Below are 21,685 nucleotides of genomic sequence, written 5' to 3' on the forward strand. Positions count from 1 at the left end.
GCGCCCGGTAGACTCGTTTTCGTGGCAGCAGTGAATTTGGGAATGCCGAAGGTAGCCGAAGTATTGGCACCGCGGCGCAAGACCCGTCAAATCAAGGTCGGTTCAATCGGCGTGGGCAGCAACTCGCAGGTATCTGTGCAGTCGATGACCACGACTCCAACGACCGACATCAACGGAACGCTTCAGCAGATCGCCGAGCTCACGGCGGCCGGTTGCGACATCGTGCGCGTCGCGGTGCCGAGCCAGGACGACGCAGATGTGTTGCACATCATTGCGAAGAAGAGCCAGATCCCGGTGATCGCTGACATCCACTTCCAGCCGCGCTACATCTACGCGGCGATTGACGCCGGCTGCGCCGCGGTGCGCGTGAACCCGGGAAACATCCGGCAGTTCGACGGCAACGTGGGCGCGATTGCGAAGGCCGCGAAGGACGCGGGCGTGTCGCTCCGCATCGGCGTGAACGCTGGCTCGCTTGATCCGCGTCTGCTGCAGAAGTACGGCAAGCCGACCGCCGAAGCGCTCGTCGAGAGCGCCGTCTGGGAGGCCTCGCTCTTCGAAGAGCACGACTTCCACGACTTTAAGATTTCCGTGAAGCACAACGACCCGATCGTCATGACGAAGGCCTATCGGCAGCTCGCCGCGCAGGGTGACTGGCCGCTGCACCTCGGCGTGACCGAGGCGGGCCCCGCGTTTCAGGGCACGATCAAGAGCGCGACCGCGTTCGGCATCCTGCTCTCCGAGGGCATCGGCGACACGATCCGCGTCTCGCTCTCGGCCCCGCCCGTCGAAGAGGTGAAGGTCGGCCTGCAGATTCTGCAGTCGCTGAACCTCCGCGAGCGCAAGCTTGAGATCGTCTCGTGCCCGTCGTGTGGCCGCGCGCAGGTCGACGTGTACACGCTCGCCGACGAGGTCACCAAGGGCCTCGAGGGCATGACCGTGCCGCTGCGTGTCGCCGTCATGGGCTGTGTTGTGAACGGCCCGGGCGAGGCCCGCGAGGCCGACCTCGGTGTTGCCTCGGGTAACGGCAAGGGTCAGATCTTCGTGAAGGGTGAGGTCATCAAGACTGTGCCCGAGTCGGAGATCGTCGCCACCCTCATCGAGGAGGCGAACCGTATCGCTGAGGAGATCGGGCACACGACCGAGTCGGGCGCACCCGAGGTCGTGACCGGCTAGCTCGGTCGCGCCAGACACGCTTCTTCGTGCGGCGGAAGCCGGGAATCGCACAGTGTGCGTTCCCGGCCTCCGCCGTTTTACGTGCGGTCGCTCGTCTGTTGGTTCACACCCTGGGGTGTGCACCAAGCGACCAGCACCAACCCGCGACGCGGCGCGCCCACCCAGCATTCCCGACACCCCCGATTAATCAAATCCGACCCTTGTCCGGCCCTCGCAAGGGTCGGCCTGAATGAATCGGGTCGGAGAGGATGCCGGCGGTGGGGCGGCTTTGGGTGTGGGCGGGGCGCTGGGCGAGCACCTCCGGGGCTCTGCACAATTGGGGGTCTGGACCTCCGTGCTGAAGCCCGCTCAACAGCCATGACCTCAGCGAGGTCATGGTGTTTTTGCGGTAAATCACTCCTGACTTCGCTGAGGTCATGGGTTCTGAGCGACTCAAGCTGGGTGTGCCGTCTCCTTGGGTTGGTGGTGGCCGTAGCGAGACAGGGCTTCGCCGCGGTCCAATGGTGCGGAGGAAGCCGACCAGCGCAATCGGGTGCAGCCAGCTGGCGTAGTGAGCTCGGGAGTCGCCCGCAGCACTCACGCCGGAGCCGCCCAGCTTCAACTCGTCCTCGTGCCGAGCCCCGTGCTGGCGGCTGCCGCGGGCGCTTCGCGCCCTTTCCGGGCAGAGCAGATGGGCGCGGGCCGTGTGCCTGTCGCAGCTCCCCAGGTGCATTCTCCGGGTCAGGTGGTTCTGGCCTTTCAGCGAGTGGGGAAATGCCGCACTCGTTACGGATTCCCCGCCGATTCCCTAGACCTTCTACTTTGAAGAGCCTCCTTCGGGGGTGAAGCGCCAGCTGCGTTCGTCGCTAGCGGAGCACGATTCCACTTGCGCAACTATACACTGCGAGTATACGCTCGGTGTATGGCAACGATGGACTCATCCACAGCCCTCCTCGGGCTCCTCGGAACAGGCTCGGGCTACGGCTACGATCTGAAGCACGACTACGACAAACACTTCGGCAGCGAGAAACCGCTCGCCTTTGGCCAGGTGTACGCGACCCTCGCGCGGCTGCTCAAGCACGGCCTCATCGAGTTACTCGGCGACGAAGCTGGGGGCGGGCCCGATCGTAAACGCTACGAGATCACCGAGGCCGGCCGCGAGCGGCTCGAGGAGTGGCTCTTCTCCGCCGACGTCCCCTCCGCATCGCTGCAGAGCAACCTGTTCGCCAAAACAGTCATCGCGCTGTTGCTCGGCGACGATGCCGCCCGGCTCCTGGACCTGCAGCGCGCAGCGCACCTCGAACGGATGCGCGAACTCACGAGGCGGAAGCTCGGGGCAGATCTTGGAACGATCCTCATGTGCGATCACGCCCTGTTCCACATCGAAGCCGATCTGCGCTGGATCGAGCTCACCAGCGCCCGCCTGAGCGAGCTTGGCGAGGAAGTGACACGATGAACGAAGCCACACTCTTTCAGGCAGACGCAGACGCAGACGCAGACGCAGGCGCTGGTGCGGCCACCCCAGGCACCACACTCGCCCAGCCCATCCTTTCGGTGCGCGGCGTGCACCGCTCCTTCGGCATGGACACCGCGCTGCGCGGCGTCGACCTCGACGTGTTCGCGGGGGAGATGCTCGCAGTCATGGGGCCCTCGGGCTCGGGAAAGTCCACGCTGCTGCACATCCTCGCGGGCGTGCTCACCCCCGACTCTGGCACGGCGAGCTACCGCGGCAACTCGGTCAGCGACCTGAACGAGGCGGCGCGGGCCGAGCTGCGGCTGAGCGAGTTCGGGTTCATCTTCCAGTTCGGACAGCTGTTACCAGACCTCAGCGCGGTCGACAACGTCTCGCTGCCGCTGTTGCTCGCCGGGCAGAAGCGGAAGGCTGCGCTCCGGCAAGCGGCGACCTGGCTCGACCGGCTCGGACTCGCCGAGCACGCAGCGAAGCTCCCATCCGAGCTGTCGGGCGGTCAGGCCCAGCGGGTCGCGATCGCACGCGCACTCGTCACCGCGCCCCGCGTGGTCTTCGCGGACGAGCCGACCGGCTCGCTCGACTCGTTCTCCGCCGAGCAGGTGATGGTGATGCTCACCGAGCTCTCGCGCGCCTCGGGCACCACTGTCGTGCTGGTCACGCACGATGCGCGAACCGCAGCGTACGCGGACCGCGAGATCGTCGTGCGCGACGGGAGAATCTCGGGGGCCGGCGCGTGAACACGCTCACCCTCACCTCCCTCGTGACGGGCCGAGAACGCGGTGCCTGGCGACGGCTCGTCGGGATCGCCGCGGGCGTGGCCGTCGGCGTCGCGCTGCTGCTCCTCGTGCTCGCGGCTTACTCCGCACTGGGGGAGCGCTCCGCCCGTTCGACCTGGGCTCTCCCACACTTCAGCGCCGAGACCATCCCGGCTGAGGGCACACCCACAGACGACACCGTGTTCGTCGCGGTCCACGGTAACTTCGGGTCGCCCGGCGATTACTTCAGCGGTCAGCGCATCACCAGGATAGCCATTGCGGCGACCCCGAAGTCGACGATCGAAGTTCCAGGGATCGGGACGCCACCAGCGCCGGGGGAGTTCTTCGCCTCACCCGCGCTCGCCGAGCTCATCAAGGCGGCACCCTCTGATGAGCTCGCGGACCGCTACGGTACCCCCGCCGGGATCATCGACCGAGCAGGGCTCATCGGTCCAGAGCAGTTGCTCGTCGTCGTCGGCGAGGACGCTGAGAAGGTGACCGGAATGCTCGGTGCGGTGAACCGCGACGAGCTCACTGGCTACAGCTACCCCAACCTCAACTACCAGATTATTGCCATTGTCGGCGGCTTCGCCGTGCTCTTCCCCGTCACCGTGCTCATCGCCATCGTCACCAAACTCGGACAGGCCGCGCGGACGGAGCGATTCTCCACGATCCGCCTCATCGGAGCGAAGCCGCGGCTCGTCGCGCGCATCGCCACGGTGGAGTCGTTCGTGCCCGCGCTCGGCGGCAGTCTCGTGGGCGTCGTGCTGTTCTACGCGCTGCGTCCGATCGCCGCACTCCTCCCGGTCGAGGGCACCCGGTTCTTCGTCACGGACCTGAACGTCGCCTGGCCTGGGATCCTTGCCGTCGCCCTGGGCACCGCGGCCCTCGCAGCGGTCGTCGCCTACGTCACCGCGCTCCGCTCGGAGTTGGGGCCTCTCGGCGGCAGCAGAGAGCAGCGGGAGCGAGCGCCGCGCATTGCCTCGCTGATCCCGCTCGCACTCGGCACGCTCGTCATCGTCGCTCCGGCGATCTCGGCGAAGCTCGGCCTCGTGTTGCCGTTCCACTGGATCATGATTCTTGGAGGCTTCGTGCTCATCACGGTCGGGCTCGTGCTGGCCGGCCCGTATCTCGCGTGGCTCGTCAGCCGCGCAGGTGCGGCCAGGGTGTCCGGCGCCGCGGGGCTCCTCGCGATGAGTCGGATCTCGCGCCACCCGCGCGCGACATTCCGCTCGGTGAGCGGGCTCGTGCTTGCGCTGTTCGTCGTCACCCTGTTCGCAGTCGGCACGACGACGGAGACGCGCGACAGCGTCGTCGACGCCCCGGCATCTGAAATCGTCCCGCCCGACACACTGATGCTCAACCTCATCTTCGCGGAGGAGCCCGGCAGCGACGGGAACGCGCACCTACTCGCCCCGGTCGCAGATACCCCCGGCGTGGAACGCGTCATCATTGCCGACTGGTTCGACGGCGATGAGACCCTCGACGGTGGCTTCGTGTTGGACAACGCCGACGCGCGAGCGCTCGGACTCACTCCGGGAGACGGGGCGCGCACGTGGGTGGAGCCGTCATACTTCGACTCCTTCCCATCGGGTGGTCCCGCGCAGACGGAGGCGATCTCCGAGGCGGACGCGGCCCTCGCGTACCCGTCGATGGCGCTCGTCATGACCGACGGCAGCGCGGGCGCGCTCGAGCGGGCCCGAACCGCGGTCAGTGCGAGCGAGTTCCCAGTTCAGATGCTCCCGACGACGCGCGCAGAACAGGCCGACGTCGGGGAGACGAGTTTTGCTAGACAGTACGCCGGCCTCGCGTGGATCGGGATCCTCATCGCCACGCTCATCTCTGTGGTCTCGCTCACCGTCTCAACCATCGCGGGCATGATCGACAGAAAGCGGGTGCTCGGCCTGCTCCGGCTCAGCGGAATGCCGACGCGGACCCTGCGGCGCATGATCGTCGTCGAAACGGTGCTTCCGCTAGCGACGGTCTTTCTCGTCACGATTGGCCTGGGATTCGCGACTGCATGGGGCATCGTTGTCGGCCTGAGCACGGGAGAACGCAACGTGACCATGCCTGACACGAGCTACCTCGGGCTGCTCGCTCTGTGCTTCGGCCTCGCCGCGGCTGCGGTGCTCGTTGTGCTCCGCAGCGTGCGCTCCGAACTCCCGCTCGCAGCGACTCGCTTCGAGTAGCCCGGTTACGAGGCGGACCGCGCTGCTCTCGGCTGAGCGGTCCGCTGATCCACCGCATCGATCTCGATCTCGCCTTTCGCTACGTCGACGCTCACGACGCGCACGGTCCCCGTCTTGCCGGGGATGAGGATCCCGGCGGGGTCGGGGCAGCGCGTCGTGATCGGAGGATCCGTGATCTGCACGCGGGCGCTGCCGCCCTTCGACTCGACGACCACGACACGGAACGTCTCGCCGACCCGATCCCGCACGAGCGCGGCCTCGACCCGGTCGAGCGCCGCAGACCCGAGCCTGCTCGCGAGCCCCGACGACGAACGCATGAGCGCGGGAACCTCCGCGAGGCTCGCGAGCGCCCACTCGGGGACCGGCTTGCCCGCGCTCAACGCCTCGCACACGACGAGGCCCCAGCGATCCACGAGCCGCCTGAGCGGAGCGGTCACGTGCGCGTACGGCGCGGCGATCGCGGCCTGCTCAGGAAGCGGCGGCGGGGGAAGCATCTCTCCGTTGCGTTCGACGCCGAACGCCGCGTAGTCGGCCCCGCGAAATAGGCTCGACGCTGCGTGGAGCACGGCCGCCGCCTGCGGGGTGCCGCGGGGGAGCTCGCGCAGATACTCGCCGTAGGTGAGCGCCTCCCGCCAGGGCACGCCAAGCACCGCGACCCTGCCGCGGAACTCTGCGAGCGCCTGCTCGTCGGGGGCGGCCATCGTGCGGAGGATCCCGATCCCGCCGTCGAGCATCATCCTTCCGGCGAGCATCCCGGTGAGCAGCGACAGCTGCGAGTTCCATTCCTCCACGGGCAGCGGGAAGCGGCGCTCGATGCGGTAGCCAGTCTCGTCTCGCACGACCTCCTCGTCGGCCATGTTCAGGCTCGCGCCGCCACGACGCTGCTCCTGGGCGATGCGGAGTGCCGCGAACTCGGGGAGCAGCGCGAGCGCGCCTGAGGCGGTGCCTGCGTCGAGGCTTGCTTGCGCGGAGCCGTAACCGAGCTTCGCGCGAGAGCGGATGAGCGCGCGCTCGACGGACGCCGCAGCTGCCTCGCCACTCTCAAACGCCGCGGCCCCCATGGCGTCAACCGGGATAGTCCAGACGTAGGCGACGCGATCCACATCGGGGAGCAGCGAGGCGCGATCCTCGCTGAGCTCGCGCGGATGCAGCGGCACTGACCCGTCGGGCAGGTAGAGCGTCTGCCCCCGCCGCCGCGCCTCGGCGTCGAGCGCGCCGCCGGGCCGGACGACGCCGGGAACGTCCGCAATCGCGTACCGCAGGGTGAAGCCGTTGCCTGTGCGCTCGAGGTGGAACGCCTGATCGAGATCCCGGGAGTCCGGCGGATCGAGCGTCACGAACGGGATCTCGCGCAGATCGAGAGCGGGGATCGGTGCGGCCGCGAGGCGCGCCTCGGCGAGCACCTCGTCCGGGAACTCGTCGGCGACGCCGTTCTTGTCACGAAGAGCGGTGAGCGCGGCGGCGAGCGAGCCACGGGTGGTCTCAGGGGCAAGGTGTGTGCGCCGTGCTGGCATGGCCACAGCCTATCCGCCGCGCCCCGCAAACTCCTAGACTGTGAGCATGACTGCGCCAGTGAACGACCAGACAGCCGAAGCCATCGACAGCCTGCTCCGCGACGCCGGCGTCACGCATCAGCGGGGACTGATCCGCCGCATCATGGCCGCCGCCCTCGGCCTCGCCACCGACGGCGCCTCCCGCCTCGACCTGAAGATCTCGGCCTCCGCGCTTGAAGAGATGCGGCAGGCCTTTGCGCTGTTCGCGCCCTACACGGGAGTGCGCAAGGCATCCATCTTCGGCTCCGCCCGCACGAAGCCCGGCGACCTGCTGTACACCGCCGCGGAGGAGAGCGCACGGGCGCTTGCGGAGGATAACTGGATGGTCGTCACCGGCGCGGGGCCGGGAATTATGGAGGCAGCGGCCCTCGGTGCCGGTGTCGAGCGCTCGCTCGGGGTGTCGATCCGCCTGCCGTTCGAAGAAGAGCCGAACGCGTTCGTCGCACACGAGGCGCACCACGTCGCGATGAAGTACTTCTTCACGCGCAAGCTCATGCTCGTGAAGGAATCGAGCGCGTTCATCTGCCTGCCCGGCGGCTTCGGCACGATGGACGAGACCTTCGAGCTGCTGACGCTGCAGCAGACCGGGAAAATGGTGCCCGTGCCGATCGTGCTGCTCGACCGGCCCGGCGGCAGCTATTGGGCGGGGTTTCGCGATTTTGTTGTCGACGAGCTTGAGGGCGGTGGTTACGTCACCGCGGGCGACCTCGACCGCGTGCTCATTACCGACTCTGCAGACGCCGCCGTCGAGCACGTGCACGCGTTCTGGAGCAATTACACCGACCTGCGCTGGTTCCCCACCGACGTGCCTGGCGAACGCGACGCGCTGCTGCTCTACACGCGCGTCGCTCCGACCGACGCGCAGCTCGCCGACCTCAACGAGCGCTTCGGATACATGCTCGACTCGGGCGCGATCACGCTCGCAGACCCGTACCCCGAGGAGGGCTCTGAGAACGCCGAGTTTGCGCGGGTGCGCCTCGTTCCGCGGCCGCACGCGATCGGGGAACTGTACCGGCTCATCTGGGCGCTCAACGAGCTACCGGAGACCGACCCGACGGGGCCGGTTGGCGAGGGGCGGTAGCCGTGGCCGGGGCGGGCGCGGACCGGGACCGGTTGCATGCCCTGCTGCTCGCTGAGCGTGAGGCCGTTGTCTCCCGCGCCGCGGACCTCGACGCGACGCTCGCCGAGCTCGTGCGGAGCCGCGAGTCCTCGAACGATGACGACGAGCACGACCCTGAGGGCGTGACGCTCTCCTCCGAGTGGTCGCGGCTGAGTGGCCTCGCCGACGCAGCGCGTGCGGAGCTCGCCGAGATCGACGCCGCACTCGAACGCTGGGAAGCGGGCAGCTACGGCGTCTGCGGGCGTTGCGGCGAGCCGATACCTGTCGAGCGCCTCGAGGTGCGCCCCTTCGCGACTCGCTGCGTGCCGTGCGCGAGCCTGCGGCGCTAACCTGTCGTCACCGTGGAAGCACGAGCCCCTGGTCAAAGAGGCGTTCGGGGTCGTAGCGATCCGAGACTGCGCGCAGTCGATCGCCAGTGACTCCAGGCCACACGCGATTGGCCGCGGCAGCGGTCGTGTCAGTTGAGTAGGCACCGTAGCTGCCCGTTGCGAGTTCGTCCACGCTGGAGAAACTCGCGCGCACGCTCGCCTCGCCGAACGGGTGGGCCCAGGTAGCTACGAAAGCCTCCTGATGTCGTCCTGCCCACGCGGTTTCGGGTACGGCAACATCGCTCACGGCACCTCCGAGGGCGCGAAGCTCGACAAGGAGCGTCGCCTCGTGCGTGAGTGCGTCGCGAATCGCCATGCCGAGCCGGGCATCGGAGCGATCGACTAGGGCCGAACGCATCTCGAGCGGAGGGCGGGTGCTTGTGCGGCCTGGGGGTGGGACAAGCCGCGCATACGGCGTGGCTATGGCCCGCTGCTCAAGCACCCGGGCGATGTTCAAACCGGCTTCGAGCGTCGGCTGGGCCTCATCGATCCTGTCGTTCGCCCAAAGGTGTCTCGCCTGCACGACGGTTCGCCTGTCGCCCGCTGGTTGCAGCATGAGAAAGCTCTCGAGCTCGCGGGGCGATTCACGTACCCATGCCCCCCAATCGTTCACGAACCCCGGGAGATCGTCAACAAGATACTGCACTTCGTGGTGGATGACGGTGGCCCCACCGCCGATCGATCCGAGGCGTGGGGCGTGAAGCTCAGCGTCGACGACGATGCCGCCCTGAGTTGCCCCGCCGCGCAGCGCCCAAAAGAGGTCGGGCTCGTGCCGTTGGTCTACCCAGCGAGCGCTGCCGTCGGCGGTGACGACGCGGAGCCGCGTGACATTGTCGAGGGTGAGTCCTTGTGACCGCGCAAAGAACCCGATGCCACCGGCAGTCACCAGGCCACCGACCCCGGTGCCGCCAAAGTTCCCGCTTGTAAGCGCCCGGTCACACGGCGCGAGCGCGCGAGCAACGGCCCCCCATGTTGCGCCTGCCTGCGCCAGAAACAGACCGTCCTCTGCGTCACCGGCCGCGATGCGGTTCAACCCAGAAAGGTCGAGCACGATACCGCCGGTATTCGTCGCCGCTCCCGAGATGCCGTGGCCACCCGATCGTATGCTCAAGGGGACGCGCCCACCTGTCAGCCGCCGTACCTCTGCAGCGTACGTGACTACGGCGCTCACGTCTTCGTCATCGCGTGCCGAGAACACGACTGCCGGGCGGCCGCTGCGCATATAGGTCGAACTCAGCGCGGCATAGCGCGGGTCGCGCGGCAGGGAACGAATCGCGGCGAGTGGTTGAGGAACATCCGGCCAAGCCAGTGTTGTGCTGTGATCGGAAACCAGCGCTTGCGCGTCTTCTTGGGGTGCGGTACTCATTGGGTGAACTCCCTGATGGCTGCACGGGCCTGGTCAGGCTTGCGTAGCACGACGTCGGCCGATGGTTGCGAGCCAGCGGCGAGGCCCAATGACACCCTGACCGCGTCGTCCGCGTCAACGAAGTCCTCGCGGCTCCAGCCCCTGCGGCGGAGATTCAGATTCCCGAGAACAATCGAGAATATGCGTCGGCGTGCGCCCGCTTCTTCCGCTAGTACCCGCCGCATCATGACCAGACTCGCCTGTGCCATCGAAATAATTGAGGCCCCAGGGACCGGCACGATACCGGAAGCACCGAGCACGAGCTGCAGGCTTCCGTGGGCCGGCAGGATCGGGAGCCATGCCCGCGCGGAGGCGATGTACGCGGAGGTGACGTCCGTGAAGAAGTGTTCGAAGGTGTCTTCGTCGACATTCCACAATGGTGCGCCACTCCACCAGCTTCCGAGCGCGACAACGACATGATCTACTTCACCGTGTTCGGCTACGATCGCGTCGGCGGTATCCCTCGCGCCAGCGAAAGACGTGTAGTCGCCAACGCGGGCGACAGGTGCCCTGACGGGACCTGCGAAAGTCGCATCTCCGAGCAGCATTGCGGCTTTCTCTGCCGTACGCGACGGCACAATGACCTCGGCACCCGCAGCAAGGTAGCCCCGGACGAAGTGCTCGCCAACCGACCCGGTTCCGCCGAGCACGACCGCTCGTTGCGCGCGGAGGGAATCCAGCCGCTGTGTGGTTGTCATGTGAGTCAATCCTTCGGTGTGTTGGTGTGGGTGAACCACTGTGGCTGATCGGTGAGATCGAATGAGTGCGCGGTGTTCCCGCGTGGCCGTATCCTGGGAGCCGAGCTAAACAAGGAGTTCAGATGACGATGCCGCTCACACCGCGCCAGGAAATCTGGCGAGGCTTGCTCCACGGCCAGCGCGCGATGCTGTTGCGGCTGGGGGTGCGATTGAAGCGTGACTTTGCGTTGTCGATCGCGCAGTACGAGGCGCTGCTTGCGCTGCTCCAAAGCCCAGGGAAAACGCTGTCGGCGACGAAGCTTGCGGGAGAGCTGCAATACAGTTCAGGGTCTTCTACGAACCTGGTGAAGCGGCTTGAAGAGCGTGGCCTTGTTCGGCGTGAGACAGGGACTTCGGACGCGCGCACACAGCAGGTTTCGCTCACTGACGCTGGCTCCGATCTCATTGTTCGAGCAACTGAGCAGCATGTTGCTGACCTCGCGATCGAGTTCGAACCGCTCATCGGAGACATGGACGTCGCCCCACTGTTGGGCTTTGCCCGCAGGCTCGCTGAGCACGAGGGGGTGCGGTCTGCGCCCGACTCCACCGCGCGCTAGCGTGCCGAGTGAGGCTGAGCTTGGGCCGCGGTGAGCTCCGAATACGCGGTCGTGAGTGCCTCCGCAAACGTCTCACTTGGCTGGGCCCCTGAGAGCCCGTAGCGGTTATCGATAACAACGAACGGCACCCCGGAGATTCCGAGTTCGGCTGCCCGAGCGATGTCCTGGGCGACCGCATCGCTGTGGGCCTCTGCATTGGCGAGGACCTGATCCGCCTCGCTGGCGGAGAGCCCCGCCGCGATCACGGTCTCCCGTAGCACGGAAGGATCGCCGAGATCCTTGCCTGTCTCGAAGTAGGCCGAGAACAACGCCTCGACTACTGCGGCCTGCACTCCCGCATGGCCTGCTGCCTGGATGAGGCGATGCGCCGTGTGCGTGTTCGAAGGTACGGTCGCATCCTGATCAAACGCGAACCCGAACTCGTTGCCCATCGCAACGAGTTGTTGCTGCGCGGCGCGGAACCGGGTCATGTCCATGCCACGGCTCGCAAGAAACTCGGGCTGCAGCATGTCTGACCGCTCGGGGGCATCGGGGGCTAGCTGGAAGGACCGGAAGCGCACGTCGATCTGCTCGGCAAACGGGAGGGAGCTGATTGCGTGGGTGAGGCGCAGCTCCCCGACTGCGCACCACGGGCAGGCAATATCCAACCAAACGTCGAGGGTCAGGCGGGGAAGGGCTGCTGGTGCTGGTGAGGGAGCTGTCGTGGTCATACTGGGGTCAACGAGGCCCGCCCGTCAAGTATTCCCTGTAGTTACAGATAGTTTTCAGAATTGCTGAGTTGGGCGATGCGATGCTGCCAGGGTGTCTGACCGATTTACGCCACGTAGTCCGCGAGGTGCTCGGCCGTGAGGGTCGAGGCCGCCGTCACGAGCTCGCGCGGCGTGCCCTCGAAGACCACCCGGCCACCCTGCTGGCCCGCGCCCGGGCCGATGTCGATGATCCAGTCGGCGTGCGCCATCACTGCCTGATGGTGCTCGATGACGATGACGCTCTTGCCCGAATCGACGAGCTGGTCGAGCACCCCGAGCAGCTGCTCGACGTCTGCAAGGTGCAGTCCGGTGGTCGGCTCGTCGAGCACGTACACATCGGCGTCTTCGCTCATCGCGATCGCGAGCTTCACGCGCTGGCGCTCGCCGCCGGACAGCGTGGTGAGGGGCTGGCCGAGCGTGAGATAGCCGACGCCGACGTCGACGAGGCGGGAGAGGATCTTTGCGGCCTTCGGCACCTTCGCACCGGCACCGGCCGGCGAGGTCCCGGCGAAGAAAGCGTGCGCGTCGGTGATCGACATTTCGAGCACCTCGGCGATGTTCTTGCCGGTGCCGGTGCCGGCGGTGGATCCAGCGGAGGATCCACCCCCGCCCAACTCGTACTGCAGCACATCAGCCTGGTACCTGCGGCCCTCGCACTCGTCGCAGACAGAAGCGACGCCGGCCATCATCACAAGGTCGGTGTAGATGACGCCCGCGCCCTTGCACACGGGGCAGGCGCCCTCGGAGTTTGCGGAGAACAGCGCAGGCTTCACGCCGTTTGCCTTCGCGAACGCGGTGCGGATCGGGTCGAGTACGCCCGTGTAGGTCGCGGGGTTTGAGCGGCGGGATCCCTTGATGGGGGACTGGTCCACCGCGATGACGCCCTCGCGCTTCGACACGTAGCCGTGAATGAGTGAGGACTTGCCCGAGCCGGCGACGCCCGTGATCGCGCAGAGCACGCCGAGCGGCACGTCGACATCGACGTCCTGGAGGTTGTTCAGCGAGGCCCCGCGGATCTCCATCGCACCGGTCGCCACGCGCACGGTCTCCTTGAGCGCGGCGCGGTCGCCGAAGTGTCGCCCGGTGACCGTGTCTGAGGCCTCGAGCTCAGCGACGGTGCCCTCGAAGCAGATCTCGCCGCCGCCCGATCCCGCTGCCGGCCCGAGATCCACGACGTGGTCTGCGATGCGGATCATCTCGGGCTTGTGCTCGACGACGAGCACCGTGTTGCCCTTGTCGCGCAGGCGCAGCAGGAGCCCGTTCATGCGCTGGATGTCGTGCGGGTGGAGCCCGATGGAGGGTTCATCGAAGATGTAGGTGACGTCGGTGAGTGAGGAACCGAGGTGCCGGATCATCTTGGTGCGCTGCGACTCGCCGCCCGACAGGGTGCCGGCCGGGCGATCGAGCGAGAGGTATCCGAGGCCGATCTCGACGAAGGAGTCGAGGGTGTCGCGCAGGCTCGCGAGCAGCGGGGCGACCGACGGCTCCTCGAGATCCGCGACCCAGGCCGCGAGGTCTGAGATCTGCATCTGGCATGCGTCGGCGATCGAGATACCCCTGATCTTCGAGGAGCGCGCGAGAGCGGTGAGGCGGGTGCCCTCACACTCGGGGCAGGTGTCGAAGGTGATCGCGCGATCCACGAACGCGCGGATGTGGGGTTGCATCGCCTCGCGATCCTTCACGAGCATGGACTTCTGGATGCGGGGGATGAGCCCCTCGAAGGTGACGTTGATACCGTCGACCTTGATCTTCGTCGGCTCCTGGTACAGCAGCGCGTCGAGCTCCTTCGCGCTGAAGTCCTTGATCGGGGTGTCGGCGTCGAAGAAGTCGCCCGAGCCGAAGATGCGGCCGTACCAGCCGTCCATCGAGTACCCGGGGATCGTGAGCGCGCCCTCGTTGAGCGTCTTTGACGAGTCGTAGAGTGCGGTGAGGTCGAAGTCGCTCACCTTGCCGCGGCCCTCGCAGCGCGGGCACATGCCGCCGACGACGTTGAACGAGCGACGCTCCTTCGTCGTGCGCCCACCCTTCTCGAACGTGACGGCCCCCGCGCCCGACACGGAGGCGACGTTGAAGGAGAATGCCTTGGCGGTTCCGACATGCGGGGTGCCAAGCCGGCTGAAGAGGATCCGCAGCATGGCGTTCGCGTCGGTCGCGGTGCCGACGGTGGATCGTGGATCGGCACCCATGCGCTGCTGGTCGACGAGGATCGCGGTGGTCACCCCGTCGAGCAGGTCGACGTCGGGCCTTGCGAGCGTGGGCATGAAGCCCTGTACGAACGTCGAGTAGGTCTCGTTGATGAGGCGCTGGGACTCGGCGGCGATGGTCGCGAACACGAGTGAGCTCTTGCCGGAGCCTGAGACGCCGGTGAACGCGGTGAGTCGGCGCTTGGGGAGTTCTACGCTGACGTCTTTGAGGTTGTTCTCGCGCGCGCCGTAGACGCGGATGCGGTCGTGTGAATCGGCGGGGTGGATCGCTGCCTGATTGCTCATACGGAAATCGTAGTGCGCGCGGCTTTATGTCACAGCAAAATCTGACCATGCGACGCAATGCCCGGCTCACAAAGTAGTGTGAGCGTATGCATTCGCAGACCGCCCGCACCGCCACCCGCTTGCTGCTCGCGGCACCGCTCGCGCTGCTGTTCTCGCTGTCTGGCTGCCTAGCAATGGTGTTCTCGGCACCGACGACCACGTACGTCGACGAAGGCGGCGAGACCGTGCGGCTCGACTGGCGAGAGTTCCCGGGAAACGGTGGGCTCGACCCGCAAGCCGTGCTCGACGGCCCGACCGTTGAGACGGGCGAGGCGAGGTCGCGGCTACTGCTCACGGAGGCGCGAGACGCCCTGTCGGAGCGATTCGGCGGCGACTGGACACCCGACGAAGACGGGGGACAGGCTGGCGACGAGTGGCAGGCCACCAGCAATGGCTACGGCGGCGACTCGCTCCTGTACATCTTCAACTCGCCGATCTCCGAACTCGAGGTTCGCGTACCTCGCGAGGACTGGCCCGAGGTGATCGCCATCGTCGAGGGCATCGCCGAGGCGCACGGACTGACCGAGCGTCTCGATGCAGACCTCGAGCCGCCACTCAGCGCTACTACACAGGCTGCGACGTTCTTGCTCGGCGGCGAGTTTCTCGACGTGACCGTGCGCGACTCTTCGCTCGACCCGGAGGCACTTGCCGAGGCCGAGGAGTTCGGCCCGTTCGTGGCAGGGATCTCCCTGTTCTATGGAGTCTCCGCGATCCACGAAGCCGACCGCGCCGAGTTCGAACGCCGGGTGCAGCCGTTCCTCGGACAGAACGCCCCAGACATCACCGACTGAAGCTAGCCTTGAGTGAGTTGACCACTGAGACACGAGAGGAGCCGCGAATGCATAGCACCGCGACCCCTGACACCGTTGCGATCGCCCGCGCGAGCCAGACATTGGGAGTATCTCTCGCCGTGCTTGCCGTACTCACCGCCGTGCTGTTCTGGCGTCTCACCACGTCGATCGCGGTCGGGGCGATCGGCCTCGCGCTCGCGGCGCTCACGGTGATTCCGCTCGTGGTGCCCGCGCCGTTGCGGCCACGGTTCGCGCTCGCCGTCGCCGCAACAGCGACGCTCGCCGCCGTGTTCTCCGGGCTCGATGCTGGCCTGCTGCTCGCACCGCTCGTCTTGCTCGCGTGGCTGCGCGTGCTGGTGCCGTGGCGCGTCTCGCACGGCTTTGCCCTCGCGAACTCGCTGCCGTGGCGGCTCGTGTGCGCCCTCGCGATTGCGCTGCCGGGGCTGCTGCTCATCGCGGGCGCGCTCACGGGAACGGTCGAGCTTGAGGTCATCGGCTGGGCGATTGTCGGGATCGCCGTTGGCGTGGCTGTGTGCCTCGCCGCCGGGCTTCGGCTGGCGGGCCTCGTTGCCGCGCTGCTCGGGCTCGTCACCCTGATGCTCACCGTGTTCATCCCTGGGCTCCTGGTGATCGGCACCTGGTGGGCTGGCGGTCTGCTCGCGATCGTCGGGGCTGCCGCATTCATCGCCTGGGGTGAGCGGGCCGAGTCCGCGGTGCCCTCTGAATCCGTGGCACCCTGAGATCCCGCTCAGTTACGCTGAACCCGTGGACACTCGCCAGGCACCCCGGCTCACCGCGCTCCCGCTCTCGGCAGCGCTGCTCACGGTGCTGGCTGCTCCGGCCTTCTTCGTCGCCGAGGTCGTGTGGCTGGGTGCGGCGCTGCTCCTCGCAGGCCTCGCCGTGGCGTGGGCGTCAGATCGCAGGGCGGGGATCCCGATCCTCCCGCGCAACGCGCCCGCCGGCCCCGAGCGGGTACCCTCGCTCGTGCGCGACCTCTCGCTCGTCGCGCTGGGGCTCGCGATCGTGCGCACCATCCCGCTCGCGGCCGAGCTCGATAACCTCGCGATGCTGCGCTTTACCCTCGCGCTCGGCGGGGCGGTGCTCGTGCCGTACCTTGTCTCGCGGTTCGTGTACCGCGATCGCGCGACAGGGTTCCCGTGGCGCGGCGAGACTGGGCGGCGCTGGGGCGCCCTGCACTGGGGGTGGCTCGTCGGCGTACTCGTCATCGGGTGGCTGCTGCTGCCGTACTACTTCATCTCATCGGGCGTGTACGCAAACTGGCCTGCGGTGACGACGCCAGATCTCATCGCACGGCTCTTCGTCGGCGTCGGCGCGGTGGGTATCTGGGATGAGCTGTTCTTCATCTGCACGGTGTTCGCGGTGATGCTGCGTCACTTCCCGGCGTGGACCGCGAACGCGCTGCAGGCTGTCGTGTTCGTGGCGTTCCTGTGGGAGCTTGGCTACCGGGCCTGGGGCCCGGCGCTGACGATCCCGTTCGCACTCGTGCAGGGATTCATCTTCCTGCGCACCCGATCACTCAGCTACGTGGTCACCGTGCATCTGTTATTCGACGCCGTCGTGTTCGCGGTGCTCGTGCACGCGCACAACCCAGCGCTGTTTAACGTGTTTCCGACGGCGCCGTAGCGCCGCGATCCACCGCTGGGGGTGGCGGCGCCGAGCGGCGCCGAGCGGCGACGCTGCTTAGCGCGCGAGCAGGCCCGCGATGCGCCGCACCGCGAACTCATAGCCCTGGATCCCGGCACCCGTAATCACAAACTCCGCGAGCGGCGAGATGAACGAGTGGTGACGAAACTCCTCGCGCGAGAAGACATTCGAGATGTGGATCTCGGCGAACGGCAACGGTACACCCGCGAGCGCGTCGCGCAGCACCACCGAGGTGTGCGTGAGGCCCGCCGGGTTGATGATGATCGCCGAGCAGTCGTGCCTGGCCTCGTGGATAGCGTCGAGAATCACGCCCTCGTGGTTCGACTGCACTGCGCGCACCTCGATGCCGTACTCCTTCGCGACACGGAACACGAGCCGCTCAATGTCTGTGAGGGTGTCGCTGCCGTAAATCTCAGGCTCGCGGGTGCCGAGCAGGTTGAGGTTTGGGCCGTTCACCAGCAGGATCCGCTTCATCTTCGGCACTCTTTCGCATTTGAAGGATGTTTCGACCATCGTACTCCGGGGGCGGGCGCGCGGCGGGATGCAATTGCGATCCGGCAACCGCACGGCTACCGTTAACAGGTGACTGAACAGCCCGGCAAGACCTTTGACCCATCCACCTTCCGCGACAAGCCCGTCTCATTTGTGCGGCGCAGCGGCCGCATGACCGACTCTCAGGTGCGGGCGTGGGAGGAGTCGCGCGAGGCGTTCCTCATCGAGATTGAGCACGGGCCGGCGGCGACGAGCGTCGCTGCGGGCGTGACCGGCGACCCGGCTGAGATCTTTGGCCGAGACGCAGAACTCATTGTTGAGGTTGGATCGGGGCAGGGACATCAGATCATCGCTGCCGCGACTGCCCACCCCGAGAAGAACTTCCTTGCCGTTGAGGTGTTTCGCGCAGGGCTCGCGCGCACCGTGATCCGCGCGGCCGACGCGGGGCTCACGAACCTGCGCCTCGCAGAGGTGAATGCGCCAGAGCTGCTCGAGCACTATCTGCCCGAGGGCTCGGTCTCGGAGATCTGGGTGTTCTTCCCGGACCCGTGGAAGAAGGCGAAGCATCACAAGCGCCGGCTGATCAGCGCAGACTTCGCGCGGATCGCGCACCGTGCGCTGCAGCCGGGTGGCGTCTTGCGCCTGGGCACCGACTGGCAGAACTACGCCGACCACATGCGCGTGGTCATGGACGAGGCCCCTGGCTTCGAGCGCGACTTCGAAGGGGAGTGGGCTGAGCGCTTTGAGGGCCGCGTGCTCACTGCGTTCGAGAATAAGGGCATCGCCAAGGGCCGCGACATCCGCGACCTCGCCTACCGCCGCATCTAGCGAGCCCCTGCCTGCCCCGCCCCTGCCTGCCCAGCCCAGCCCCGCCCCTGCTTGCCTGCCCACCTGCCCCGCCGCCGACACAGTATGTGTTCGGCGAGGTCATGGCTTTTGTGCTGCAGAAACTGGGCCATCTTGCTGGATTGATACCGACTGAGCGCCAGGGGGGCGGCGGGGCGGAGCTGGATGGCGCGGCAAGGCGCGCCGACGCGACACGCCCGGGTTGCACCATGCCAAACCCTGTGTCAGAATAGACAGGTTCAGTACTCCGTGCATGCGGATCACTGCCAGGTTGTGCATCGCCACTCGACATGTTCGGGGAGGTGGGGCCGCGGGCAGCGAACACAGCCTGCACGCTTCGGCGGCCAGACGATAGTCCGGCCGTTTTCGCGTGCAGAAATTGATAGGTGAACAGAGACCCAGCACAAGACGCCGCGAGGCGTCCGTCTGCCAAGGGCGCTGGTACGCAAGACGTCCAATGCTGTCGGCCACAAGCCGAGAGTAAGACGCAAGTAGAAAGTAGAGATGTCATGGCGGGACAAAAGATCCGCATTCGACTCAAGTCGTATGACCACGAGGTCATTGATAGCTCCGCGCGCAAGATCGTAGATACGGTCACCCGCGCCGGCGCAACCGTGATCGGCCCAGTGCCGCTCCCCACGGAAAAGAACGTGATCGCTGTGATCCGTTCGCCGCACAAGTACAAGGACAGCCGCGAGCACTTTGAAAAGCGCACGCACAAGCGCCTGATCGACATCGTCGATCCCACCCCGAAGGCCGTCGATTCGCTCATGCGTCTCGATCTCCCGGCCGATGTCAACATCGAGATCAAGCTCTAAGGGGGGATCCAGACATGACTGCAGTACGTAATGTGAAGGGTCTCCTGGGCACCAAGCTCGGCATGACTCAGGTATGGGACGAGAACGGCAACGTCGTTCCCGTGACCGTCATCGAGGTGGCACCGAACGTTGTCACACAGATCCGTACCCCCGAGGTCGACGGCTACAGCGCCGTGCAGATCGCCGCGGGTCAGATCGATCCCCGCAAGGTGAACCAGCCCTCCGCTGGTCACTTCGAGAAGGCAGGCGTTACGCCTCGCCGCCACATCACGGAGATCCGCACCTCGGACGCGGCTGACTACAGCCTCGGCCAGGAGCTCACCATCGATGGCGCTTTCGAAGCCGGTCAGCAGATCGACGTCGTAGGCACCTCGAAGGGCAAGGGCTTTGCGGGCGTCATGAAGCGCCACAACTTCGGTGGCGCTCAGGCATCGCACGGTGCGCACCGTAACCACCGTAAGCCTGGCTCCATCGGCGGCGCTGCGACCCCCGGTCGCGTGTTCCGTGGCAAGAAGATGGCCGGCCGCATGGGTGGGGAGCGGGTTACCGTTCAGAACCTCACCGTGCAGGCGATCGACGCAGAGAAGGGCCTCATCCTGGTAAAGGGTGCTGTTCCTGGTGCGCGTGGTCGTCTCGTTTTCGTCCGCAACGCAGTGAAGGGGGCGTAGTTCATGACTACCGCTACCAAGCTCGAGGTTTTCGACGCGAAGGGCAAGAAGGCTGGGTCGGTTGACCTTCCCGAAGCTATCTTCGGCGCAGAGACCAACGTTCCGCTGATCCACCAGGTGGTCACGGCACAGCTTGCAGCTGCCCGTCAGGGTACGCACAAGGTTAAGACCCGTGGCGAGCGCGCGGGCTCCGGCGTCAAGCCGTTCAAGCAGAAGGGCACTGGCCGTGCACGCCAGGGCTCGGTCCGCATGCCGCAGCACCGCGGTGGCGGCATCGTCCACGGGCCCGTGCCCCGCGATTACTCGCAGCGCACCCCCAAGAAGATGATCGCTGCTGCACTCATCGGTGTGCTTTCGGATCGCGTCCGCGCGAACCGCATGCACGTAGTCGAGGGCTTCGGCATCGCCGACAAGCCCAGCACGAAGGCCGCTCGCGAGTTCCTCGCTTCGGTCGCACCGGGCAACCGTGTGCTCGTGATCATCGACCGTGAGGACGAGCTCACCGCTCTCAGCGTTCGGAACCTTCCGAACGTTCACGTGCTGTTCCAGGATCAGCTCAACGCCTACGACGTGATCGTCAGCGACGACCTCGTCTTCACCAAGGCGGCCTTCGACGGCTTCGTCGCCGGTCGCGCCGCTAAGGAGGACACGAAGTGAGCATGAACAAGGCTGCACACGACGTCATCATCCGCCCGATCGTCTCTGAGAAGAGCTACGGTCTCATCGACGCAAACGGTCAGTACACCTTCGAGGTTGCTCCCGGTGCATCGAAGACTGAGATCAAGCTTGCTATCGAGTCGGTGTTCAATGTGAAGGTCGCTTCGATCAACACGCTGAACCGCAAGGGCAAGACCCGCCGCACGAAGTACGGCCTTGGCAAGCGCAAGGACACCAAGCGCGCCATCGTCACGCTGAAGTCGGGCTCCATCGACATCTTCACGGCTGCGCTGTAGAAGGGGCGAAAAGGAACACAACATGGCAATTCGCAAGTACAAGCCGACGACCCCAGGTCGTCGCGGGTCGAGCGTTGCTGATTTCGCTGAGATCACGCGCTCCACGCCTGAAAAGTCGCTGCTGCGTCCGCTCCCGAAGACGGGTGGCCGTAACAACCAGGGACGTATCACGACCCGTCACATCGGTGGTGGCCACAAGCGCCAGTACCGCGTCATCGACTTCCGTCGCAATGACAAGGACGGCGTCAACGCCCGCGTAGCGCACATCGAGTACGATCCGAACCGTACGGCACGCATCGCGCTGCTGCACTTCGAAGACGGCTCGAAGCGTTACATCATCGCTCCGAACAAGCTGAAGCAGGGCGACATCGTCGAGTCTGGCGCGGCCGCGGATATCAAGCCGGGTAACAACCTGCCGCTGAAGAACATCCCGACCGGTACCGTCATTCACGCGATCGAGCTCAAGCCCGGTGGGGGAGCGAAGCTCGCTCGTTCCGCTGGTTCTTCGGTTCGCCTCGTCGCGAAGGATGGCCCTTACGCTCAGCTGCGTCTCCCCTCGGGCGAGATCCGCAACGTTGACGCACGCTGCCGGGCAACCGTCGGCGAGGTCGGCAACGCTGAGCAGTCGAACATCAACTGGGGTAAGGCCGGCCGTATGCGCTGGAAGGGCGTTCGCCCGACCGTGCGTGGTGTCGTCATGAACCCGGTGGATCACCCCCACGGTGGTGGCGAAGGCCGCACCTCGGGTGGCCGTCACCCGGTCAGCCCCTGGGGCCAGAAGGAAGGCCGTACGCGCCGTCCGAACAAGGAAAGCGACAAGCTCATTGTGCGCCGCCGTAACGTCGGCAAGAAGCGCTAGTCGGCAGGT

Annotated in this window: 22 protein-coding genes; 16 read left to right on the forward strand and 6 right to left on the reverse strand. The window is 66.5% G+C overall.

What is annotated here, in order from left to right:
• Positions 1–42: 42 nt before the first annotated feature.
• The 4 genes from ispG to ACI1US_RS13175 all read left to right on the forward strand — a co-directional run bounded on the left by ispG (position 43) and on the right by ACI1US_RS13175 (position 5,567).
• A complete protein-coding gene (ispG, locus tag ACI1US_RS13160) occupies positions 43–1,173 on the forward strand; it encodes a flavodoxin-dependent (E)-4-hydroxy-3-methylbut-2-enyl-diphosphate synthase (RefSeq protein WP_416550241.1) in 1,131 nt (376 codons plus the stop codon).
• A 901-nt stretch (positions 1,174–2,074) separates the two neighbouring features.
• Positions 2,075–2,608 (forward strand): PadR family transcriptional regulator, encoded by a 534-nt coding sequence (locus ACI1US_RS13165; RefSeq protein ID WP_461640876.1) that lies wholly within the window; start codon positions 2,075–2,077, stop codon positions 2,606–2,608.
• Positions 2,605–3,360: an ABC transporter ATP-binding protein gene (locus ACI1US_RS13170; protein WP_461640877.1), complete on the forward strand. Its 756-nt coding sequence runs from the start codon at positions 2,605–2,607 to the stop codon at positions 3,358–3,360. Before ACI1US_RS13165 ends, ACI1US_RS13170 begins: the two co-directional genes overlap by 4 nt.
• Complete coding sequence (locus ACI1US_RS13175; RefSeq protein ID WP_461640878.1) at positions 3,357–5,567, forward strand: ABC transporter permease; 2,211 nt, start codon at positions 3,357–3,359, stop codon at positions 5,565–5,567. Before ACI1US_RS13170 ends, ACI1US_RS13175 begins: the two co-directional genes overlap by 4 nt.
• Before the next feature lie 5 nt (positions 5,568–5,572).
• Here ACI1US_RS13175 and ACI1US_RS13180 read toward each other — a convergent pair whose 3' ends face one another.
• Positions 5,573–7,081 (reverse strand): RNB domain-containing ribonuclease, encoded by a 1,509-nt coding sequence (locus ACI1US_RS13180; RefSeq protein WP_461640879.1) that lies wholly within the window; start codon positions 7,079–7,081, stop codon positions 5,573–5,575.
• Positions 7,082–7,127: 46 nt separating this feature from the next.
• On the opposite strand from ACI1US_RS13180, the gene ACI1US_RS13185 reads away from it, so the two are divergent.
• Positions 7,128–8,201 carry an LOG family protein gene (locus tag ACI1US_RS13185; RefSeq protein WP_461640880.1) on the forward strand — a complete coding sequence of 358 codons (1,074 nt, stop codon included), beginning with the start codon at positions 7,128–7,130 and terminating at the stop codon, positions 8,199–8,201.
• A 2-nt stretch (positions 8,202–8,203) separates the two neighbouring features.
• Positions 8,204–8,569 carry a TraR/DksA family transcriptional regulator gene (locus tag ACI1US_RS13190; RefSeq protein ID WP_461640881.1) on the forward strand — a complete coding sequence of 122 codons (366 nt, stop codon included), beginning with the start codon at positions 8,204–8,206 and terminating at the stop codon, positions 8,567–8,569.
• Between the two features lie 7 nt (positions 8,570–8,576).
• On the opposite strand, the gene ACI1US_RS13195 is transcribed toward ACI1US_RS13190, so the two are convergent.
• Together ACI1US_RS13195 and ACI1US_RS13200 are read right to left on the reverse strand one after the other, a co-directional pair.
• Complete coding sequence (locus ACI1US_RS13195) at positions 8,577–9,974, reverse strand: FAD-binding oxidoreductase (RefSeq protein WP_461640882.1); 1,398 nt, start codon at positions 9,972–9,974, stop codon at positions 8,577–8,579.
• On the reverse strand, positions 9,971–10,711 hold the full coding sequence (locus ACI1US_RS13200; protein WP_461640883.1) for an SDR family oxidoreductase: 741 nt from the start codon (positions 10,709–10,711) through the stop codon (positions 9,971–9,973). The genes ACI1US_RS13195 and ACI1US_RS13200 overlap by 4 nt, the downstream gene beginning before the upstream one ends.
• A gap of 122 nt (positions 10,712–10,833) precedes the next feature.
• On the opposite strand from ACI1US_RS13200, the gene ACI1US_RS13205 reads away from it, so the two are divergent.
• Positions 10,834–11,307 carry a MarR family winged helix-turn-helix transcriptional regulator gene (locus tag ACI1US_RS13205; RefSeq protein ID WP_461640884.1) on the forward strand — a complete coding sequence of 158 codons (474 nt, stop codon included), beginning with the start codon at positions 10,834–10,836 and terminating at the stop codon, positions 11,305–11,307.
• Here the strand turns inward: ACI1US_RS13205 and ACI1US_RS13210 are convergent.
• Both ACI1US_RS13210 and ACI1US_RS13215 read right to left on the reverse strand, forming a co-directional pair.
• The gene (locus ACI1US_RS13210) at positions 11,304–12,017 is read right to left on the reverse strand and encodes a DsbA family oxidoreductase (RefSeq protein WP_461640885.1); all 714 of its coding nucleotides are present in this window, start codon (positions 12,015–12,017) and stop codon (positions 11,304–11,306) included. The two genes, ACI1US_RS13205 and ACI1US_RS13210, sit on opposite strands and share 4 nt — an antisense overlap.
• A 104-nt stretch (positions 12,018–12,121) precedes the next feature.
• On the reverse strand, positions 12,122–14,545 hold the full coding sequence (locus ACI1US_RS13215; RefSeq protein ID WP_461640886.1) for an ATP-binding cassette domain-containing protein: 2,424 nt from the start codon (positions 14,543–14,545) through the stop codon (positions 12,122–12,124).
• Positions 14,546–14,631: 86 nt separating this feature from the next.
• Between ACI1US_RS13215 and ACI1US_RS13220 the strand changes: the two genes are divergently transcribed.
• From ACI1US_RS13220 to ACI1US_RS13230, 3 genes are read left to right on the forward strand one after another with little or no spacing between them, the layout of a single operon-like run.
• The gene (locus tag ACI1US_RS13220; RefSeq protein WP_461640887.1) at positions 14,632–15,375 is read left to right on the forward strand and encodes a hypothetical protein; all 744 of its coding nucleotides are present in this window, start codon (positions 14,632–14,634) and stop codon (positions 15,373–15,375) included.
• A gap of 47 nt (positions 15,376–15,422) precedes the next feature.
• The gene (locus ACI1US_RS13225; protein ID WP_461640888.1) at positions 15,423–16,115 is read left to right on the forward strand and encodes a hypothetical protein; all 693 of its coding nucleotides are present in this window, start codon (positions 15,423–15,425) and stop codon (positions 16,113–16,115) included.
• Positions 16,116–16,140: 25 nt separating this feature from the next.
• Positions 16,141–17,019 (forward strand): CPBP family intramembrane glutamic endopeptidase, encoded by an 879-nt coding sequence (locus tag ACI1US_RS13230; RefSeq protein WP_461640889.1) that lies wholly within the window; start codon positions 16,141–16,143, stop codon positions 17,017–17,019.
• A gap of 57 nt (positions 17,020–17,076) precedes the next feature.
• On the opposite strand, the gene aroQ is transcribed toward ACI1US_RS13230, so the two are convergent.
• Positions 17,077–17,514: a type II 3-dehydroquinate dehydratase gene (aroQ, locus tag ACI1US_RS13235; RefSeq protein ID WP_461640890.1), complete on the reverse strand. Its 438-nt coding sequence runs from the start codon at positions 17,512–17,514 to the stop codon at positions 17,077–17,079.
• 108 nt (positions 17,515–17,622) lie between these two features.
• Here aroQ and trmB point away from each other — a divergent pair, with 108 nt between their 5' ends.
• From trmB to rplB, 6 genes are all read left to right on the forward strand, one after another.
• Positions 17,623–18,360: a tRNA (guanosine(46)-N7)-methyltransferase TrmB gene (trmB, locus tag ACI1US_RS13240; RefSeq protein WP_461640891.1), complete on the forward strand. Its 738-nt coding sequence runs from the start codon at positions 17,623–17,625 to the stop codon at positions 18,358–18,360.
• Between the two features lie 527 nt (positions 18,361–18,887).
• On the forward strand, positions 18,888–19,196 hold the full coding sequence (gene rpsJ / locus ACI1US_RS13245) for a 30S ribosomal protein S10 (protein ID WP_010156393.1): 309 nt from the start codon (positions 18,888–18,890) through the stop codon (positions 19,194–19,196).
• 14 nt (positions 19,197–19,210) lie between these two features.
• Entirely contained in the window at positions 19,211–19,864 is a 654-nt protein-coding gene (rplC, locus tag ACI1US_RS13250) for a 50S ribosomal protein L3 (RefSeq protein WP_416550240.1), read from the forward strand.
• A gap of 3 nt (positions 19,865–19,867) precedes the next feature.
• On the forward strand, positions 19,868–20,521 hold the full coding sequence (gene rplD, locus ACI1US_RS13255; RefSeq protein WP_416550239.1) for a 50S ribosomal protein L4: 654 nt from the start codon (positions 19,868–19,870) through the stop codon (positions 20,519–20,521).
• A 2-nt stretch (positions 20,522–20,523) separates the two neighbouring features.
• On the forward strand, positions 20,524–20,817 hold the full coding sequence (gene rplW / locus ACI1US_RS13260) for a 50S ribosomal protein L23 (protein WP_059063293.1): 294 nt from the start codon (positions 20,524–20,526) through the stop codon (positions 20,815–20,817).
• Between the two features lie 22 nt (positions 20,818–20,839).
• Positions 20,840–21,676, forward strand: a complete 837-nt coding sequence (gene rplB, locus ACI1US_RS13265; protein ID WP_416550238.1) for a 50S ribosomal protein L2 — start codon at positions 20,840–20,842, stop codon at positions 21,674–21,676.
• Positions 21,677–21,685: the final 9 nt, after the last annotated feature.

This window comes from Leucobacter sp. BZR 635 (genome assembly GCF_048061935.2).
GTDB lineage: Bacteria > Actinomycetota > Actinomycetes > Actinomycetales > Microbacteriaceae > Leucobacter.

Excerpts from the sequence above, each read along its gene's own strand:
- ACI1US_RS13215 (WP_461640886.1), bottom strand. The coding sequence starts at position 14,545 with ATGAGCAATCAGGCAGCGATCCACCCCGCCGATTCACACGACCGCATC.
- rplD (WP_416550239.1), top strand. The coding sequence starts at position 19,868 with ATGACTACCGCTACCAAGCTCGAGGTTTTCGACGCGAAGGGCAAGAAG.
- rplB (WP_416550238.1), top strand. The coding sequence starts at position 20,840 with ATGGCAATTCGCAAGTACAAGCCGACGACCCCAGGTCGTCGCGGGTCG.
- rplC (WP_416550240.1), top strand. The coding sequence starts at position 19,211 with ATGACTGCAGTACGTAATGTGAAGGGTCTCCTGGGCACCAAGCTCGGC.
- ACI1US_RS13185 (WP_461640880.1), top strand. The coding sequence starts at position 7,128 with ATGACTGCGCCAGTGAACGACCAGACAGCCGAAGCCATCGACAGCCTG.
- ispG (WP_416550241.1), top strand. The coding sequence starts at position 43 with ATGCCGAAGGTAGCCGAAGTATTGGCACCGCGGCGCAAGACCCGTCAA.
- rpsJ (WP_010156393.1), top strand. The coding sequence starts at position 18,888 with ATGGCGGGACAAAAGATCCGCATTCGACTCAAGTCGTATGACCACGAG.
- ACI1US_RS13210 (WP_461640885.1), bottom strand. The coding sequence starts at position 12,017 with ATGACCACGACAGCTCCCTCACCAGCACCAGCAGCCCTTCCCCGCCTG.
- ACI1US_RS13220 (WP_461640887.1), top strand. The coding sequence starts at position 14,632 with ATGCATTCGCAGACCGCCCGCACCGCCACCCGCTTGCTGCTCGCGGCA.
- ACI1US_RS13205 (WP_461640884.1), top strand. The coding sequence starts at position 10,834 with ATGACGATGCCGCTCACACCGCGCCAGGAAATCTGGCGAGGCTTGCTC.
- ACI1US_RS13200 (WP_461640883.1), bottom strand. The coding sequence starts at position 10,711 with ATGACAACCACACAGCGGCTGGATTCCCTCCGCGCGCAACGAGCGGTC.
- ACI1US_RS13225 (WP_461640888.1), top strand. The coding sequence starts at position 15,423 with ATGCATAGCACCGCGACCCCTGACACCGTTGCGATCGCCCGCGCGAGC.
- rplW (WP_059063293.1), top strand. The coding sequence starts at position 20,524 with ATGAACAAGGCTGCACACGACGTCATCATCCGCCCGATCGTCTCTGAG.
- ACI1US_RS13170 (WP_461640877.1), top strand. The coding sequence starts at position 2,605 with ATGAACGAAGCCACACTCTTTCAGGCAGACGCAGACGCAGACGCAGAC.
- aroQ (WP_461640890.1), bottom strand. The coding sequence starts at position 17,514 with ATGAAGCGGATCCTGCTGGTGAACGGCCCAAACCTCAACCTGCTCGGC.
- ACI1US_RS13180 (WP_461640879.1), bottom strand. The coding sequence starts at position 7,081 with ATGCCAGCACGGCGCACACACCTTGCCCCTGAGACCACCCGTGGCTCG.
- ACI1US_RS13195 (WP_461640882.1), bottom strand. The coding sequence starts at position 9,974 with ATGAGTACCGCACCCCAAGAAGACGCGCAAGCGCTGGTTTCCGATCAC.
- ACI1US_RS13165 (WP_461640876.1), top strand. The coding sequence starts at position 2,075 with ATGGCAACGATGGACTCATCCACAGCCCTCCTCGGGCTCCTCGGAACA.